Raw genomic sequence first — 15,076 nt, 5'->3', positions numbered from 1 at the left:
GAGCTTTCCCGTGATGAACACCGCACTCATCCCCTGGCTCGACCCGGAGAACATCATCTCCGCGGCCGGCCCCTGGGCGCTCGTCGTCGTGTGCCTGATCGTATTCGCAGAGACCGGCTTGCTCGTCGGCTTCCTGCTGCCGGGCGACACCCTGCTGATCATCTCCGGGCTCCTCACCCACACGAGCCTCGTCTTCGGCGTTGACATCTGGTGGGTCTGCCTCGCGATCGGGCTCGCGGCATTCCTCGGCGGAGAAGTCGGGTACTTGATCGGCCACAAGTTCGGCCCACGCATCTTCGAACGGAAAGAGTCGGGGTTGTTCAGCGTCAAGAACGTCGAACGCACGAACGCGTTCTTCGACCGCTTCGGCGCGCTCGCGGTCATCCTCGCCCGGTTCGTCCCGATCGTGCGGACCTTCACGCCCGTCGCGGCGGGCGTCGGGCACATGAACTACCGCAAGTACACGCTCTACAACCTCATCGGTGCGCTCATCTGGGGCGTGGGCCTGACGTACTTCGGCTTCCTGATCGGCTACATCCCGCCGGTCGCGGACTTCGTGCAGAGCTACATCGACGTGATCCTCATCGGTGCCGTCGTGCTCACCCTCATCCCGACGCTCTGGCACTACTTCCAGTCCGCCCACAAGGCGAAGCGCGCCGCAGCGGCCGGCGAGGACGTGGTGACCGACGAGCAGGAGGCGGAGCACCTCGTGCTGGACCAGGACGTCTTCGAGCGCGGCCCGCGTCACGAAGAGCAATAGCCCGAGGCACCTGCCGCACCACCGGCTCGAGAGGGTCGGATTCCGACACCGACGGCGGTACCTCCGGGAGGACCTGTCGGAAATAGACCCCCTCGACGCGGGCGCGGGGCGCGGGGCGCGGGCGCGGGAAGCGCGGATGCGGGCGGCGGGCGCGCGGGCACCCGCCGATCAGCGGTGGGAGCCCTGCTCCTGCTCGGCCCGTCCCGCGGGTTCCAGCTGGAAGGTGGAGTGCGCCACGTCGAAGTGCGCGGTGAGGCATCCGCCGAGCTCATCGAGCAGCTCCCCCGTGCGCCCCGACGCGAACACCTCGGGCTCGACCTCGACGTGCGCCGTGAACACCGGCTGGCCCGAGGTGATCTGCCAGACGTGCACGTCGTGGACGGCGACGACGCCGCGCGTGCGGAGGATGTGCTCGCGGATCTCGGCCACGTCGGTATCTGCCGGCGCCGACTCGCTCAGCACGTGCGCGACGTCGCGCAGCAGGATGAACGCCCGCGGGATGATGAGCGCCGCGATCGCGAGCGAGGCGATCGGGTCGGCGGCGTTCCAACCGGTCAGCAGGATGACGACCGCGGCGATGATGACGAGCGCCGAGCCGATCGTGTCACCGAGGACCTCGAGGTAGGCGCCCCGCAGGTTGATCGAGTCCTTGGCCCCGCCGCGGAGCACGAGCATCGCCGCGATGTTCGCCGCGAGGCCGAGGATCGCGACGACGAGCATGAGCCCGCCCTGCACCTCGTGCGCCTCGCCCTCGGCGCCCGAGATCAGCCGGCCGATGGCGCCGATCGCGACGGTCACGGAGACGCCGAGCAGGATCAGCCCGTTCACCAGGGCTCCGAACACCTCGAAGCGCCGGAAGCCGTACGTCTGCCGGTCGGTCGCCGGCCTCGCGGCGACGATCGCCGCGACCAGGGCGACGACGAGGCCGAGCAGATCGCTCGCCATGTGCCCGGCATCGGCGAGCAGCGCGAGCGATCCGCTGAGCAGACCGCCGATGAGCTGGGCGACGAGGAAGGTGCCGATGATCGCGATCGCGATGATGAGTCGCGCGCGGTTCGCGCCCCGGGCGTGGTCGTGGGAGTGATCGTGTGACATCACTTCGAGCTTAGGCGAGAATTCCCTGGTCAGCCCAAGATAGAAGTGGGAATGAATAGCGTTCTCAGCGGAGCGTCGCGGCGAGCCGTTCGAGCTCCGGGATGAGCGCCTCGAACGCCCGTGCGCGGTGGCTGATCGCGTTCTTCTGCTCGGGCAGCAGCTCCGCCGCGGTGATCTCGTGGCCCTCGGGCTCGAACACCGGGTCGTAGCCGAAACCGTGCGATCCGCGCGGCTCGTAGGCCACCTGGCCCGGCCAGGTGCCCTCGACCACGACCTCGACCAGCTCCTCGGTGCCGGCGAGCGCGGCCGGCACCACGAGCGCGATGGTGCAGTGGAACGCGGCCGCACGGTTCGGCCGACGCACGTCTGCGAGCTGCGCGAGCAGCAACGTGCGGTTCGCCTCGTCGCCCGCCCCGTGGCCCGCCCACCGGGCCGAGAAGATGCCGGGCGAGCCGCCCATGACCTCGACCGTGATGCCCGAGTCGTCGGCGAGCGCGATTCGCCCCGTGTGCTCGGCGGCGGCGCGCGCCTTGATCAGGGCGTTCGCGGCGAAGCTCGTGCCGTCCTCGACCGGCTCGGGGCCGTCGTAGCCGAGCACCTGGAGCTGCGGCATCCGCTCCCCCAAGATGCGCTGGAACTCGGCGACCTTGTGCGCGTTGTGCGTCGCGAGCACGACCTCGAGCGCGTCGGTGCCGCTCACGCGCCGGCCGCCTCGCGGCCCGCAGCGAGCGCGGCGAGCTGGAGGGCGGCGAGATCGGCGTTGCCGCCGAGCGCGAGGTCGAGGAGCGCATCGAGCTCCCGGCGGTCGAAGGGCGCGCCCTCGGCGGTGCCCTGCACCTCCACGAAGAGGCCGCGGCCGGTGGCGACGACGTTCATGTCGGTCTCGGCGCGGACGTCCTCGACGTAGGCGAGGTCGAGCATGGGCGTGCCGTCGATGATGCCGACGGAGACGGCGGAGACCGTGTCGATGAGCGGCGTCGACTTCTGCCCGATGAACTTCTTCGTGCGTGCCCACTCGACGGCGTCGGCGAGGGCGACGTAGGCGCCCGTGATCGCGGCGGTGCGGGTGCCGCCGTCGGCCTGCAGCACGTCGCAGTCGATGACGACGGTGTTCTCTCCCAGCGCCTTCGTGTCGATGACGGCGCGGAGGCTGCGGCCGATGAGCCGGCTGATCTCGTGCGTGCGCCCGCCGATGCGGCCCTTCACCGACTCACGGTCGTTCCGGGTGTTCGTCGAGCGCGGCAGCATCGAGTATTCGGCCGTGACCCAGCCGGTGCCCTTGCCGGTGAGCCAGCGCGGCACCCCGTTCGTGAAGCTCGCGGTGCAGAGCACCTTCGTGCCGCCGAAGGAGATGAGCGCGCTGCCCTCGGCGTGCGCGCTCCATCCTCGCTCGATGGTCACCTCGCGGAGCTGGTCCGGCGTGCGCCCGTCGGCGCGGACGATGGCTGAGGGGTCGGTCACGAGGATCTCCATTCGGAACGGGACGGCAGGGCGATCGAGCCGGTCTGCACGAGCTCGACGCTCGGGATCTCCGGGCCGATGAGGCGGTTGGCGAGGTCGAGGAAGGCGCTCGTGGACTCCCCGGTGGCTTCGTAGCGATGCGTGGGCGGGGTGCTCGCCCGCCGCTCGGTGCCCGTGGAGACGAGCACACGGTACACGTCGTTGGCGGTCTCGACGTCACTCGAGACGAGGGTGACCCCCTCGCCCATGACGTAGGAGATGACGCCCTTCAGGAAGGGATAGTGGGTGCAGCCGAGCACGAGGGTGTCGATCTCGGCGCGCTTCAGCGGCGCCAGGTACTCCTCGGCGACCGAGAGCACCTCCTCGCCGGTCGTCACCCCGGCCTCGACGAACTCGACGAAGCGCGGGCAGGCCTGGCTGAACAGCTGCAAGTGCGGCGCGGCGGCGAAGGCGTCATCGTAGGCACGGGACTGCACGGTGCCGGCCGTGCCGATGACCCCGACCCGGCCGGACTTCGTCGCGGCGACGGCGCGGCGCACCGCGGGCTGGATCACCTCCACGACGGGCACGTCGTAGCGCTCGCGGGCGTCGCGGAGCATCGCGGCCGACGCGGTGTTGCAGGCGATGACGAGCATCTTCACGCCCTGTGCGACGAGGTCGTCGAGCACGGCGAGCGCGTAGCGCCGCACGTCGGCGATCGGCTTCGGCCCGTACGGCGAGTGCTCGAGATCGCCGACGTAGAGGATCGACTCGTTCGGCAGCTGATCTTTCACCGCCCGGGCGACGGTGAGCCCGCCGATCCCTGAGTCGAAGATCCCGATCGGCGCTTCCGTCACGAGATCCAAGCTTAGGCGAGCGGCGCGGGCGGCGCTGCGCCACGGGGCGGCGGATGCCTCGGCATCCCCCGCCCGAGCAACTAGGCTCTCCTTCGTGACCGGCTCAGCTGCGCTCCTCACCGACCGCTACGAACTCACCATGGTGGATGCCGCCCTCCTCGACGGCACCGCCCACCGGGAGTCGCTCTTCGAGGCCTTCGCGAGGCGATTGCCCGACGGCCGCCGCTACGGCGTCGTCGCAGGCACGGGCCGGCTGCTCGAGCTGATCGAACGGTTCCGCTTCGAGGACGCCGAGCTCGAGTGGCTCCGCGAGCACGAGGTCGTGCGGCCGGCGACGCTCGACTGGCTGGCCGACTACCGCTTCACGGGCGATGTGTGGGGCTATCGCGAGGGCGAGGCGTACTTCCCGGGCTCCCCGCTGCTGACGATCCAGGCGAGCTTCGCCGAGGCGGTCATGCTCGAGACCCTCGTGCTCTCGACCCTGAACTACGACTCCTCGGTCGCGAGCGCCGCCGCACGCATGGTCTCCGTCGCACTCGGCCGCCCGCTCGCCGAGATGGGCTCGCGACGCACGCACGAACGCTCGGCCGTCGCCGCCGCACGCGCCGCGTACATCGCCGGCTTCGACGCGACCTCGAACCTGGAGGCCGGGCGCACCTGGGGCATCCCGACGATGGGCACTGCGGCCCACGCGTTCACCCTGCTGCACGACACCGAGGAGGAGGCCTTCCGGGCCCAGGTCGACGCCTTCGGCCCGTCGACGACGCTCCTCGTGGACACCTACGACATCGCGAAGGGCGTCGAGCTCGCCGTCGCCGTCGCGGGCCCCGAGCTCGGCGCCGTCCGCATCGACTCCGGAGACCTGCCGACGGTCGTCGCCGCGGTGCGCGAGCAGCTCGACTCGCTCGGCGCGGTGAACACCAGGATCACCGTGACGAGCGACCTCGACGAGTTCACGATCGCCGGGCTGTCGGGCGCCCCCGTGGACTCCTACGGGGTCGGCACCTCGGTCGTGACCGGCTCCGGGTTCCCCGCCGCCGGGATGGTCTACAAACTGGTGGCCCGACGCGACGACGCCGGCGAGTGGATCCCCGTCGCGAAGGCGTCGTCGCAGAAGGCCAGCGTCGGGGGGCGGAAGAACGCCGCCCGCCGACTCGATTCGACGCGCACGGCCCGCGAGGAGCTCGTCTTCGTCGGCGACGGTCCGGCCGGCGAGGCCGAGTTCGAGGCCGGCGACGAGCTGCGACCGCTCATGGTGCAGCTGATGTCGGGCGGGGCCGCGGATGCCGCGCACACCGGTCGGGCGGGCACCGAGGCGGCGCGCGCGCATCGCGCGGAGGTGATGCAGGAGCTGCCGATCGAAGCGTTCCGCCTCGGTCGTGGCGAAGCCGTCATCCCGACGAGCTACCGCTGAGCCGGTCGGCTCCTCGTCGTCGGCGAAGCCCTACTTGCCGCGCATCTTCTCGTAGATGGCCTTGCACGCCGGGCACACCGGGAACTTCTCCGGGTCGCGGCCCGGGGTCCACTTCTTGCCGCACAGCGCCTTCACCGGCTTGCCGGTGATCGCGGACTCGAGGATCTTGTCCTTCGGCACGTAGTGCGAGAAACGCTCGTGATCGCCGGGCTCGATCAGTTCCTCTTCGAGGAGCTTCTCGAGCTCCCGGTCGAGGACGTCGGTGCCGCCTCCTGGCTGGCCGGGGTCGGCGATGCTCGCGCGCACGGGGTGGATCATGCGCTCGATTCTACGCGCGCTCCGAAGGACTCGGGCCGCTCAGGCGCGAAGCGCCGCAGCGACGATCTCCGGACCGCGACGATCGAAGACGCGCCCGCCGAGCCAGACGCCGGCGACGAGGACGACGAGCCCGAGCACGGTGCCCGACACGAAGGCGGCGAGATGCCAGCTCGGGTCGGAGAACACACCGAGCAGCGCGAACGCGACCGCGGGTGCCGCCACGATCAGGGAACCGAACATCGTGATCGACTGCACGAGCGAGGACAGGCTGCCGGTGGACTGGGGCTGCTGGAACGGGCTGTCGCCGGGCTTCACCGCCGGGTAGGGGAAGCGGGCGGAGGTGACGGAACCGATGCCGAGCCCGCTGAGCAGGAGCACGGTCGACACCCCGATGAGGGATGGCAGCGGCCGCCAGTCGTTGAGCAGGAACACTGTCAGCGCACTGCCGAGCGCGATCACGACCAGCCCGAGGACGAGCACCGGGACGAGACGCCCGAAGCGGTCGGCGGTGCCGCGCACGCCGGACACCACGTGCAGCCAGATCGCGGTCGAGTCGTAGGCGGTGTCGTTGTGCAGCGACCAGCCGAGGAAGAGGCACATCAGCGGCACCGGGGCGAGCCCGAGGTACTCCATCGGCACCCCCACGATGCTGAAGGCGACGATGAGGATGACCGGCGCCAGCGGCACCATGATGATCGACACCCAGTAGCGCGCGTCTCGGAACCAGTAGGTGAAGCTTCGAGCGGCGACGGCGCCGGTGGGGTTCTGGGGCAGGCGGTCGAACCACCCGAGTCCGCGATAGCTCTTCGAGGAGCCCTCGCGGCCGGGCGTGACGAGCATCGTCTCGACGAGCCGGATCCAGCCGAGCCCGAGCAGTCCGAGCGTCGCCGCCGCGATGAGGAGCTTCAGGATGGCCGGTCCCCAGTCGCCGTTCGCCGCGTCGCCGGGGACGGCGAAGGCCGCGCCGAGGGGCGTCCAGCCGAGCCAGCCGGCCAGCCCCTCGAGCACCTGCCGGCCGTCTCGGGCCCAGTCCACGGTGGTGAGCGCCACGAAGACCGGCGAGGCCGCCACGACGAGGAGGAGGCCGAGCACGCCGGTGAGCTCGCGCGCACGCCGCGTGGCGAGGAGGAAGGAGGCGACCGCGGTGGCGACCCGGGCGAGCAGCAGGCAGGTCGCGAAGGCGAGGGCCGCCGACAGGATCGCGAGGATAGTCTCCCCCACGCCGCGCGACCAGGTCACGACGCTGCCGAGCAGCACGATGCCGAGCACGATCGCGGGGATGCCGATGAGGGCCGCCACAGCGAGCGAGATCGCGAGGCGCCGCCCGGGGATGCCGAACAGCGCGAACTTGCGCGGATCCATCGTGTCGTCGACGCCGAAGATCAGCGGGAAGACGATGAAGCCGACCACCGTCGCCGACCCCGCCACGACGAGCGCATCACGAATGACGGCGACGTCGTCGACGAAGCGCAGGCCGACGAGGGCGAAGAAGAGGAGCCCCGCGATGCCGAGCCCGTAGACGAGCCCCACCACGATGCCGACGACCTGCCAGGGACTCCGTCGGAAGATGTTGGCGAGGAGGCGCAGCTTCAGTCCGAGAAACTGTGCAACCATTCCATGCCTTCCGCAGCCTTGCGCCCACCGGCGAGCGCGACGAATCGATCTTCGAGGGTCTCGCCCTGACGTACCTCGTCGAGCGTGCCCGCCGCGAGCACCTTGCCGCCGACGACCACCGCGACCGAGTCGCAGACGCGTTCGATGAGGTCCATGCCGTGGCTCGAGAGCACGACGGTGCCACCGCCCGCGACGTAGCGCTCGAGGATCTCGGTGAGGTTCGCCGCCGAGACCGGGTCGACCGACTCGAACGGCTCGTCGAGCACGAGCAGGCGCGGCGAGTGGATCATCGCGCAGGCGAGGGCGATCTTCTTCGTCATGCCGGCGGAGTAGTCGGCGACGAGCCGGTCGACCGCATCGTCGAGACCGAACGCCGCGATGAGGTCGGCGCTGCGCTCCCGGACGGTTCGCGCGTCGAGTCCGCGGAGGATGCCGGAGTAGTGCAGCAGCTGGCCGCCGGTCAGGCGGTCGAAGAGCCGCAGCCGGTCGGGCAGGACGCCGGTGGCGCGCTTGGCGGCCTCGGGGTCGGCCCAGGCGTCGATGTCATGGATGCGCACCGTGCCCTCGTCGGGACGCAGCAAGCCCGTCACCATCGAGAGCGTCGTCGTCTTGCCGGCCCCGTTCGGGCCGACGACGCCGAAGAACGAGCCGGCCCGCACCTGCAGTGAGATGTGGTCGACGGCGGTCTTCTCGCCGAAGCGCTTCACGAGCGAGTCGACCACCAGCACCCGGTCGGCGCTCTCGGGCGGCGCCGCACGCGCGACGCGGAGCGTGCGCTTCTTGCGGCTCGACTTCTTCGCGGGGGCCGGGACGACGGCGATGGCGACGTCGGCCGCGCGATCAGCGGGCTGCGCCTCGGCGGGCGCCTCGGGCGCTCCGCGCTCGCGGGTCTCCTCGTCGACCCGGTCGTCGACGACGACGTCGGCGGCGACGGGCACCCGTTCCTGCGTCTCCTCGTCGACCCGGTCGTCGGCGACGGGCACCCGTTCCTGCGTCTGCTCGTCGACCTCGCTCACGCCGCCGACCGCTTCGCTCTCGACGATCGCTTCCGCGACGGCGACGACCTCGGGAGCGCCGTTCATCGGTTCGACCGGAGCGCTCGGCGCGACGGCGTCCGTGTCGGCCGCCTTCTTCGGGCGCTCGGCCGCCGTGGTGTCGGTGGTGACCGCGGCGGCGGCGCGGAGCGCCTGCCGCTTCGCGCTGACGCTGCTCGCCGAACGCGAGCGCGAGGCCGGGGACCCCGGCGCCTCCGCCTTCGACGCGCCCTTCGCGGCGCGAGCCGAACTCGCGGCGCTCGCACGCTCGGCCGCTCCGCGGCTGGAGGCACTCCGCGACGAGCTCGAGCGCTTGGACGCCGGCCCCGCTGCTCCCTGCGTCTCAGACGCGTCGCTGCGCTGCTCGTTCGCCGAGCCGGCCTTCGCCGCCTCGGCCTTCGCCGCCTCCGCCTTTCGGGCCGCCCGCGTCGCTGCGGCGCGTTTCGCGGCGGCGGAGCGTGCCGCGCTCTTCGCCGCGGCATCGGACGCGGTCGGCGTCGCCGACTTCGCGGACGGCTTCTTGGCGGCGGTACTCCGCTTCGACGCCCCTGCCGCCTTCGCCCGACCGGGCGCGCTCGACGTCGGCTCCCCTTCGCCGGCTTGCTCGGGCACCCCCGTGCCGGTGCCTTCGGGAGCCTCGTCGTTCGGATCGGAGCGAGAAACGGAAGTCACCCAGCCAACCTACCAACTGGACGCGCCCGATCCGTGCCCCGGCCGATCCGCCGGCCCGTGGGAAAACTGTGCATTCCCTGTGCGGCGTATCACGATCGCACTACGACTCCTCCGCCGGCCCCGCCCCGGATGGGTGACAGCGGATACGCTGAGACCGGCATAACGGCGTGTCCCAATGTGAACTTCCGGGTGAACCGAAGGCGAACACGAGGTTTCGATCACCGCTCCGAACGGGCGGCTCGAGCTCGGTCGCCCCGGCACCCGCACCACCGAAGGAGATGCAGTGACCACGCAGATCGTGATCCTCGCAGCCGGCATGGGGAGCCGGCTCGGACGATCCCTCCCCAAGCCGCTCACCGAGCTCGGCGACGGGCGCACCATCATGCGCCAGCAGTTCGACAACATCGGTCACGCGTTCGGCGGCGACGCCGACGTGACGATCGTCGTCGGCTACAAGCTCGAGCACATCATCGAGGCGTTCCCGCAGGCGTCCTTCGTCTACAACGAGGAGTACGACCAGACGAACACCTCGAAATCGCTCATGCGGGCCCTGCAGGCGTCGCAGAGCGGTGGCGTGCTCTGGATGAACGGCGACGTCGTCTTCGACCCCCGCATCCTCGACCGCGCCGTCGCGCTGATCGCCCGCGATCAGTCCTTCGTCACGGTGAACACCGCGAAGGTCTCCGACGAAGAGGTGAAGTACACGACCACGGCCGAGGGCTACATCAAGGAGCTCTCGAAGACCGTCAAGGGCGGCCTCGGCGAGGCGGTCGGCATCAACTACATCTCGAGCCGCGACAAGGCGACCTTCCTCGCTCAGCTCCAGCGCGTCGGCGCGCAGGACTACTTCGAGCGCGGACTCGAGCTCGCCATCGAGCAGAACGGTCTGCTGATCGAGCCGATGGACGTCTCCGACCTCTACGCGGTCGAGATCGACTTCGCCGAAGACCTGGAGCGCGCGAACCACTTCGTGTGATCCGGAAACGCTGCGTCCTGCAGCACCACAGCGACACGGGGCGGATGCCGAACGGCATCCGCCCCGTGTTTGTGTGTCGGCGGGGCTCAGCGCAAGCCGCGGGCGACGCCGGCGCGTTCGAGCTGGGCCGCGATGACCCGTCCGATCCAGGTGAAGAGGACGGGGCTGCCCGCGTAGAGCGGAAGCGCGATCGCCCACATCCAAGCGGGGAAGTGCTCTCCGCCGAGCGCGATGAACACCACCACGGCGATGACGATGCCGGAGATCAGCCCGGAGGCGTAGTAGAGCCACGGCTCCCATCGCCGGTACCGGGTCAGCAGGAAGGGCAGTTCGACGAGCACGCCGACGAGGAGCGCCGTGCCGATCAGCCGCGGAAGCCAGTGCGGCGCGAAGGCCGCGCCCACCAGTCCGGCGATGAGCCCGGCGAGCAGCGCCGTGCCGGGGCGGCGGAGCAGGGCGAAGGCGACGACGCTGGGCAGGAAGTGCACGCCGATGGTCACGCCGTAGAACATCGGCCCGATCGCGGCGAGCACGAGCGCGAGGTACCCGGACCCGCCGGCGACGACTCCGCCGGCGACGCCGATCGCGGCGCAGCTCAGGAGGATTCGGGTACTGGTGCTGGTGCGAGGGGCCACCATCCAAATCTACCGTCGCGCGGCCACGGACGGTTCTCGGGGCGAACGCCTCTACGATGGGAGACGTGACTGCTGCCACCACTCGCGTCGGAGGCGACGTGCATCCGCTGCGGCGGAAGCCGTTCGCCAGCTACCGGCATTCGCTGTGGCTGCTGACGACGCGCGATCTCAAGGTGCGGTACTCGACCTCGGTGCTCGGGTACGTCTGGTCGGTGCTCGACCCGCTGGTGATGGCCGGCATCTACTGGTTCGTGTTCACCGAGGTCTTCGAGCGGTCGGCCGGCTTCCAGCCCTACATCGTCTTCCTGCTGACGGCCCTGCTGCCGTGGATGTGGTTCAACGGCTCCGTCTCCGATTCGACCCGCGCCTTCCTGAAGGACGCGAAGCTCGTGCGGTCCACGATGATCCCCCGGACGATCTGGGTGAACCGCATCGTGCTCTCGAAGGGCATCGAGTTCATCTTCGCGCTGCCGGTGCTCGCGCTGTTCGCCGTGATCTTCGGCACCCCGCCGAGCTGGGAGATCGTGTTCTTCCCCCTCGCGATCGTGCTGCAGGCGATCCTCACCGCCGGGATCTGCCTCATGGTGGCCCCCCTCGTCGTGTTCTTCCGCGATCTCGAGCGCGCGGTGAAGCTCATCCTGCGGTTCCTCTTCTACGCGACGCCGATCATCTACGCGACGACGGATCTGCCGGGCGGCGTGCAGTTCTGGGCCGCGTTCAACCCGCTCTCGGGGATCTTCTCGCTCTACCGCGCGGCGTTCTTCCCGCAGCAGCTGATCTGGTTCGAGGTGCTGATCTCCGCGCTGATGTCGATCGCGTTCCTCATCGCCGGCCTGCTCGTGTTCCGCGCCTCCGAGCGCCAGGTGCTGAAGGAGATCTGATGACGCACTCCGTCACGGCCGGCCGCCAGACGAGCGACGTCCCGGGTGCCGACGGCTATGCCATCCGGGTCGCCGATCTCGGCGTGCGGTTCCGCCGCAACCGTCGCGGGCGCCGTTCGTTCAAGGACCTGCTCGCAGGCCGGCGGCGCCGCAGCAGACCCGACGAGTTCTGGGCGCTGCGGGACGTCTCCTTCGACGTGCGACCGGGTGAGGCGATCGGCGTGGTCGGCCGGAACGGACAGGGCAAGTCGACGCTGCTGAAGCTCGTCGCCGGTGTGCTGCTGCCCGACGAGGGTTCCGTCACCGTCGCGGGCGGGGTGGCGCCGCTGATCGAGATCACCGGCGGGTTCGTCGACGACCTCACGGTGCGCGACAACGTCTACCTCACGGCCGGCCTGCACGGCATGTCGAAGGCGCAGATCGACGGCAAGTTCGACGAGGTCATCGACTTCGCGGAGATCGGTGACTTCCTCGATACGCCGTACAAGCACCTCTCCAGCGGGATGAAGGTGCGCATCGCCTTCGCGGTGATCTCCCAGTTGGAGGAGCCGATCATGCTGGTGGACGAGGTGCTCGCGGTCGGCGACAAGGCGTTCCGCGAGAAGTGCTACCGACGCATCGACGAGCTCCTCGCGGGCGGGCGCACCCTGTTCTTCGTGTCGCACAACGAGCGCGACCTGCGCCGGTTCTGCACGCGCGGCCTCTATCTCGACCGCGGCCGGCTCGCACTGGACTCCTCGATCGACGCCGTGCTCGACCGCTACAACGCGGAGCACGCGAGCCGCTGACGCTGAGCCGCGCGGCCGCTCAGCGTGCGGCGTCGCGCGCGATCAGGTTCCGGATGGCGACCGCGTCGTTGGCCACCTCGACGACGTGCTGCGGCGCCTCGAGGAGCGCCTGGAGCTCTTCGGGGAGCTCCGCCGGCGTGCCGATCGCTTCGGCGACGATCTCGGGGAACTTCTGCGGCTTCGCGGTCTCGAGCACGAGCATCGGGATGCCGGGCTCGAGGTGGCGTGCGGCGACGGCGAGACCGTCGGCGGTGTGCGGGTCGACCACCACCCCCGTCTCGCGATACGTCTCGCGGATGGTCGCCACCCGATCGGCATGCGTGCTGGAGCCGCTCACGATCCCGAACTCCTCGGCGAAGCGCGGCTGTTCGGACGCGAGGTCGAGCACACCGCCCTGCTCGAGACCGCCCCAGCGCTCGAGCAGGGCCTCCGGATCGCGGCCGACGACCTCGAAGACGAAGCGCTCGAGGTTCGAGGCCCGGGAGATGTCCATCGACGGGCTGGAGGTGGCGAAGGTGGACTCCCCGGTGCGCGGGCGGTAGACGCCGGTGCGGAAGAACTCGTCGAGCACGTTGTTCTCGTTGGTCGCGAGCACGAGCCGGTGGATCGGCAGCCCCATCCGGCGGGCGAGCCAGCCCGAGAAGATGTTGCCGAAGTTGCCCGACGGCACGGTGATCGACACGCGGTGCTCGGCACGGCGTTCGGGGTCGACGCCGTCGCTGTGCCGCAGCCACGCCCAGAAGTAGTAGACGAGCTGCGCCGCGATGCGTGCGAAGTTGATGGAGTTGACGGCGCCGAGCCGGTGCTCGCGCTTGAACGCCGTGTCGCCGGCGATCACCTTGACGAGGTGCTGGCAGTCGTCGAAGTCCCCCTCGACGGCGATGTTGTGGATGTTCTCGTCGGTGAGCGAGTACATCTGGGCGCGCTGGAAGGCGCTCATCCTGCCCTGCGGCGACAGCATGAACACCGAGACGCCGTGCTTGCCGCGCAGCGCGTACTCCGCGGCCGAGCCGGTGTCGCCGGAGGTCGCGCCGAGGATGTTGAGCGTCGTCCCGCGCTTCGCGAGCTCGTGCTCGAGGAGCTGGCCGAGGAACTGCATGGCCATGTCCTTGAACGCGAGCGTGGGGCCCTCCGAGAGTCCGACGAGCGTCACCTCGCCGAGTGGAGTGAGCGGCACGACGGGGTCGCCGCCGAAGACCGCGGGGTCGTAGGCCGCCCGGCAGATCCGCTCGAGCGCGTCGGCCGGCACCCCGCTCGCATAGCGGCCGATCACCTCGGCCGCGAGACCGGCGTAGTCCAGCCCGCGCCAGGCCTCGAGCACCTCGGCGGTGACGGCCGGCACGACCTCGGGGACCACGAGGCCGCCGTCCGGCGCGAGCCCCTCGATGAGGATCTCGGTGAACTGGGCGGGCGACAGACCGCCGCGGGTCGAGCGGTACTTCACGAGACTCCTGCGGGTCGACGAGAGGCTGAGCTTCGATCGTATCGGGCGCCCGGCGGAGCGACGAACGCATGACGACGCGCAACGCGCGACTCAGCGACCGCGCATGGACGTGTGCGTACAATCGCTGCATGCCCGAGCGCGTGCACCGGATCACCTCCCTGGGACGGGACGCCCCGAGCGAGGGCGCCCCGGGCGACGACTCGGCACCGCCCGTCGACGAGGGCCGCGCCCACGGCGTCGAGCGCACGATCGACCGCGTCCTCGCGATCCATCGCCCCGTCGTGCTGGCGCATCTCCGAGGCATCCGTCGGCGCGCCCCGCAGGCGACGCCGGACCAGCTCGTCCGCATCCTCGAGCGGCGCTACCTCGCCGCCGTCACGACCGGCGGGGCCGCGGTCGGCGCGACCGCCGTCATCCCTGGGATCTCGACCGGCATCACGCTCGCCCTCTCCGGCGTCGAGACCGCCGGCTTCCTCGAGGCGACCGCGCTGTTCGCCCAGTCGGTGGCGGAGGTGCACGGCATCCCGGTGGAGAACCCGGAGCGGGCGCGGGCGCTCGTGATGACGCTGATGCTCGGCAGCGAGGGCAGCGACCTCGTCCGCCAGTTCGCCGCGCAGGCGAGCGGCACCGGTGTCGCCCGCAGCGCCTACTGGGGCGAGCTCATCACGAACACCCTCCCGAAGGCCGTGATGGGCACCGTCGTCGACCGGCTGCGGGCGACCTTCGTGAAGCAGTTCGCGGTGCGCGGGGGCGCCGGTTTCCTCGGCAAGGCGCTGCCCTTCGGCATCGGCGCGGCCGTCGGCGGCGTCGGCAACCATGTGCTCGGCAGACGGGTGCTCGCCCAGTCGCGGCTCGCTTTCGGAGCGGCCCCGACGATCGTGCCGTCCGAGCTCGAGCCGCGCGGCGACGAGACGGTGCTCTCGAGTGCGGGCCGCCGCGTCGTCGGCGCGGTCGGCGCGGTCGGCCGCGCCGCGGGACGTCCGATCGGCCGGATCGTCGGCGGGCGTTCGCGGCGCGAGACCCCGCCGGTGGACGACTCGGTCGAACGGCCGGATTCGGCGACCGAGTAGCAGGCAGCCGCGCGGGGCGCTCCGCGTCGGTGGTTCCGGGTACCGTGACGGTGTCGTGCCGCATCCCCGACCCGAGGA

The 15,076-nt window shown here is 70.7% G+C and carries 15 protein-coding genes; 6 read left to right on the top strand and 9 right to left on the bottom strand.

All coding sequences use genetic code 11. The features are described from left to right. Positions 1–13: 13 nt before the first annotated feature. Entirely contained in the window at positions 14–760 is a 747-nt protein-coding gene (locus tag M3147_RS03205) for a DedA family protein (protein WP_251202007.1), read from the top strand. A 168-nt stretch (positions 761–928) separates the two neighbouring features. On the opposite strand, the gene M3147_RS03200 is transcribed toward M3147_RS03205, so the two are convergent. From M3147_RS03200 to murI, 4 genes are all read right to left on the bottom strand, one after another. Next, positions 929–1,855: a cation diffusion facilitator family transporter gene (locus M3147_RS03200; RefSeq protein WP_251202006.1), complete on the bottom strand. Its 927-nt coding sequence runs from the start codon at positions 1,853–1,855 to the stop codon at positions 929–931. A gap of 64 nt (positions 1,856–1,919) precedes the next feature. Next, positions 1,920–2,555 (bottom strand): RdgB/HAM1 family non-canonical purine NTP pyrophosphatase, encoded by a 636-nt coding sequence (rdgB, locus tag M3147_RS03195; protein WP_251202005.1) that lies wholly within the window; start codon positions 2,553–2,555, stop codon positions 1,920–1,922. Further along, positions 2,552–3,316, bottom strand: a complete 765-nt coding sequence (rph, locus tag M3147_RS03190; RefSeq protein WP_251202004.1) for a ribonuclease PH — start codon at positions 3,314–3,316, stop codon at positions 2,552–2,554. Before rph ends, rdgB begins: the two co-directional genes overlap by 4 nt. Next, a complete protein-coding gene (murI, locus tag M3147_RS03185; RefSeq protein ID WP_251202003.1) occupies positions 3,313–4,152 on the bottom strand; it encodes a glutamate racemase in 840 nt (279 codons plus the stop codon). The genes rph and murI overlap by 4 nt, the downstream gene beginning before the upstream one ends. A gap of 94 nt (positions 4,153–4,246) precedes the next feature. Between murI and M3147_RS03180 the strand changes: the two genes are divergently transcribed. Then, positions 4,247–5,566 carry a nicotinate phosphoribosyltransferase gene (locus M3147_RS03180; RefSeq protein ID WP_251202002.1) on the top strand — a complete coding sequence of 440 codons (1,320 nt, stop codon included), beginning with the start codon at positions 4,247–4,249 and terminating at the stop codon, positions 5,564–5,566. Positions 5,567–5,596: 30 nt separating this feature from the next. On the opposite strand, the gene M3147_RS03175 is transcribed toward M3147_RS03180, so the two are convergent. Genes M3147_RS03175 through M3147_RS19855 form a run of 3 tightly spaced genes read right to left on the bottom strand, consistent with a single transcriptional unit; the run spans position 5,597 to position 9,204 of the window. Then, on the bottom strand, positions 5,597–5,884 hold the full coding sequence (locus tag M3147_RS03175) for a DUF3039 domain-containing protein (RefSeq protein ID WP_251202001.1): 288 nt from the start codon (positions 5,882–5,884) through the stop codon (positions 5,597–5,599). 39 nt (positions 5,885–5,923) lie between these two features. Further along, positions 5,924–7,498: a hypothetical protein gene (locus M3147_RS03170; protein ID WP_251202000.1), complete on the bottom strand. Its 1,575-nt coding sequence runs from the start codon at positions 7,496–7,498 to the stop codon at positions 5,924–5,926. Then, positions 7,474–9,204, bottom strand: coding sequence for an ABC transporter ATP-binding protein (locus tag M3147_RS19855; RefSeq protein WP_439954178.1), 1,731 nt, complete (start codon positions 9,202–9,204; stop codon positions 7,474–7,476). The genes M3147_RS03170 and M3147_RS19855 overlap by 25 nt, the downstream gene beginning before the upstream one ends. Before the next feature lie 283 nt (positions 9,205–9,487). Here M3147_RS19855 and M3147_RS03160 point away from each other — a divergent pair, with 283 nt between their 5' ends. Continuing rightward, positions 9,488–10,180: an NTP transferase domain-containing protein gene (locus M3147_RS03160; protein ID WP_243567939.1), complete on the top strand. Its 693-nt coding sequence runs from the start codon at positions 9,488–9,490 to the stop codon at positions 10,178–10,180. An 86-nt stretch (positions 10,181–10,266) separates the two neighbouring features. On the opposite strand, the gene M3147_RS03155 is transcribed toward M3147_RS03160, so the two are convergent. Beyond that, entirely contained in the window at positions 10,267–10,815 is a 549-nt protein-coding gene (locus M3147_RS03155; RefSeq protein ID WP_251201999.1) for an ECF transporter S component, read from the bottom strand. Positions 10,816–10,913: 98 nt separating this feature from the next. Here M3147_RS03155 and M3147_RS03150 point away from each other — a divergent pair, with 98 nt between their 5' ends. Next, complete coding sequence (locus M3147_RS03150) at positions 10,914–11,696, top strand: ABC transporter permease (protein WP_251202151.1); 783 nt, start codon at positions 10,914–10,916, stop codon at positions 11,694–11,696. Then, positions 11,696–12,484, top strand: coding sequence for an ABC transporter ATP-binding protein (locus M3147_RS03145; RefSeq protein WP_251201998.1), 789 nt, complete (start codon positions 11,696–11,698; stop codon positions 12,482–12,484). Before M3147_RS03150 ends, M3147_RS03145 begins: the two co-directional genes overlap by 1 nt. A 19-nt stretch (positions 12,485–12,503) precedes the next feature. Here the strand turns inward: M3147_RS03145 and thrC are convergent, their stop codons facing one another. Next, positions 12,504–13,928 (bottom strand): threonine synthase, encoded by a 1,425-nt coding sequence (gene thrC / locus M3147_RS03140; RefSeq protein ID WP_251201997.1) that lies wholly within the window; start codon positions 13,926–13,928, stop codon positions 12,504–12,506. A gap of 128 nt (positions 13,929–14,056) precedes the next feature. On the opposite strand from thrC, the gene M3147_RS03135 reads away from it, so the two are divergent. Further along, the gene (locus M3147_RS03135) at positions 14,057–14,998 is read left to right on the top strand and encodes a hypothetical protein (protein WP_251201996.1); all 942 of its coding nucleotides are present in this window, start codon (positions 14,057–14,059) and stop codon (positions 14,996–14,998) included. The last annotated feature ends 78 nt before the right edge of the window (positions 14,999–15,076 follow it).

The organism is Agromyces mediolanus, from assembly GCF_023715325.1.
In the GTDB taxonomy this organism is placed as follows: domain Bacteria; phylum Actinomycetota; class Actinomycetes; order Actinomycetales; family Microbacteriaceae; genus Agromyces; species Agromyces mediolanus_A.
The sequence above is the reverse complement of the archived record's forward strand: the minus strand, read 5'-3'. Positions and strand labels throughout refer to the sequence as shown.

What these genes read in the sequence shown, in the direction of transcription:
- M3147_RS03135 (WP_251201996.1), top strand. Translation starts at nt 14,057, where the DNA reads ATGCCCGAGCGCGTGCACCGGATCACCTCCCTGGGACGGGACGCCCCG.
- M3147_RS03145 (WP_251201998.1), top strand. Translation starts at nt 11,696, where the DNA reads ATGACGCACTCCGTCACGGCCGGCCGCCAGACGAGCGACGTCCCGGGT.
- M3147_RS03205 (WP_251202007.1), top strand. Translation starts at nt 14, where the DNA reads ATGAACACCGCACTCATCCCCTGGCTCGACCCGGAGAACATCATCTCC.
- M3147_RS03170 (WP_251202000.1), bottom strand. Translation starts at nt 7,498, where the DNA reads ATGGTTGCACAGTTTCTCGGACTGAAGCTGCGCCTCCTCGCCAACATC.
- M3147_RS03200 (WP_251202006.1), bottom strand. Translation starts at nt 1,855, where the DNA reads ATGTCACACGATCACTCCCACGACCACGCCCGGGGCGCGAACCGCGCG.
- M3147_RS03175 (WP_251202001.1), bottom strand. Translation starts at nt 5,884, where the DNA reads ATGATCCACCCCGTGCGCGCGAGCATCGCCGACCCCGGCCAGCCAGGA.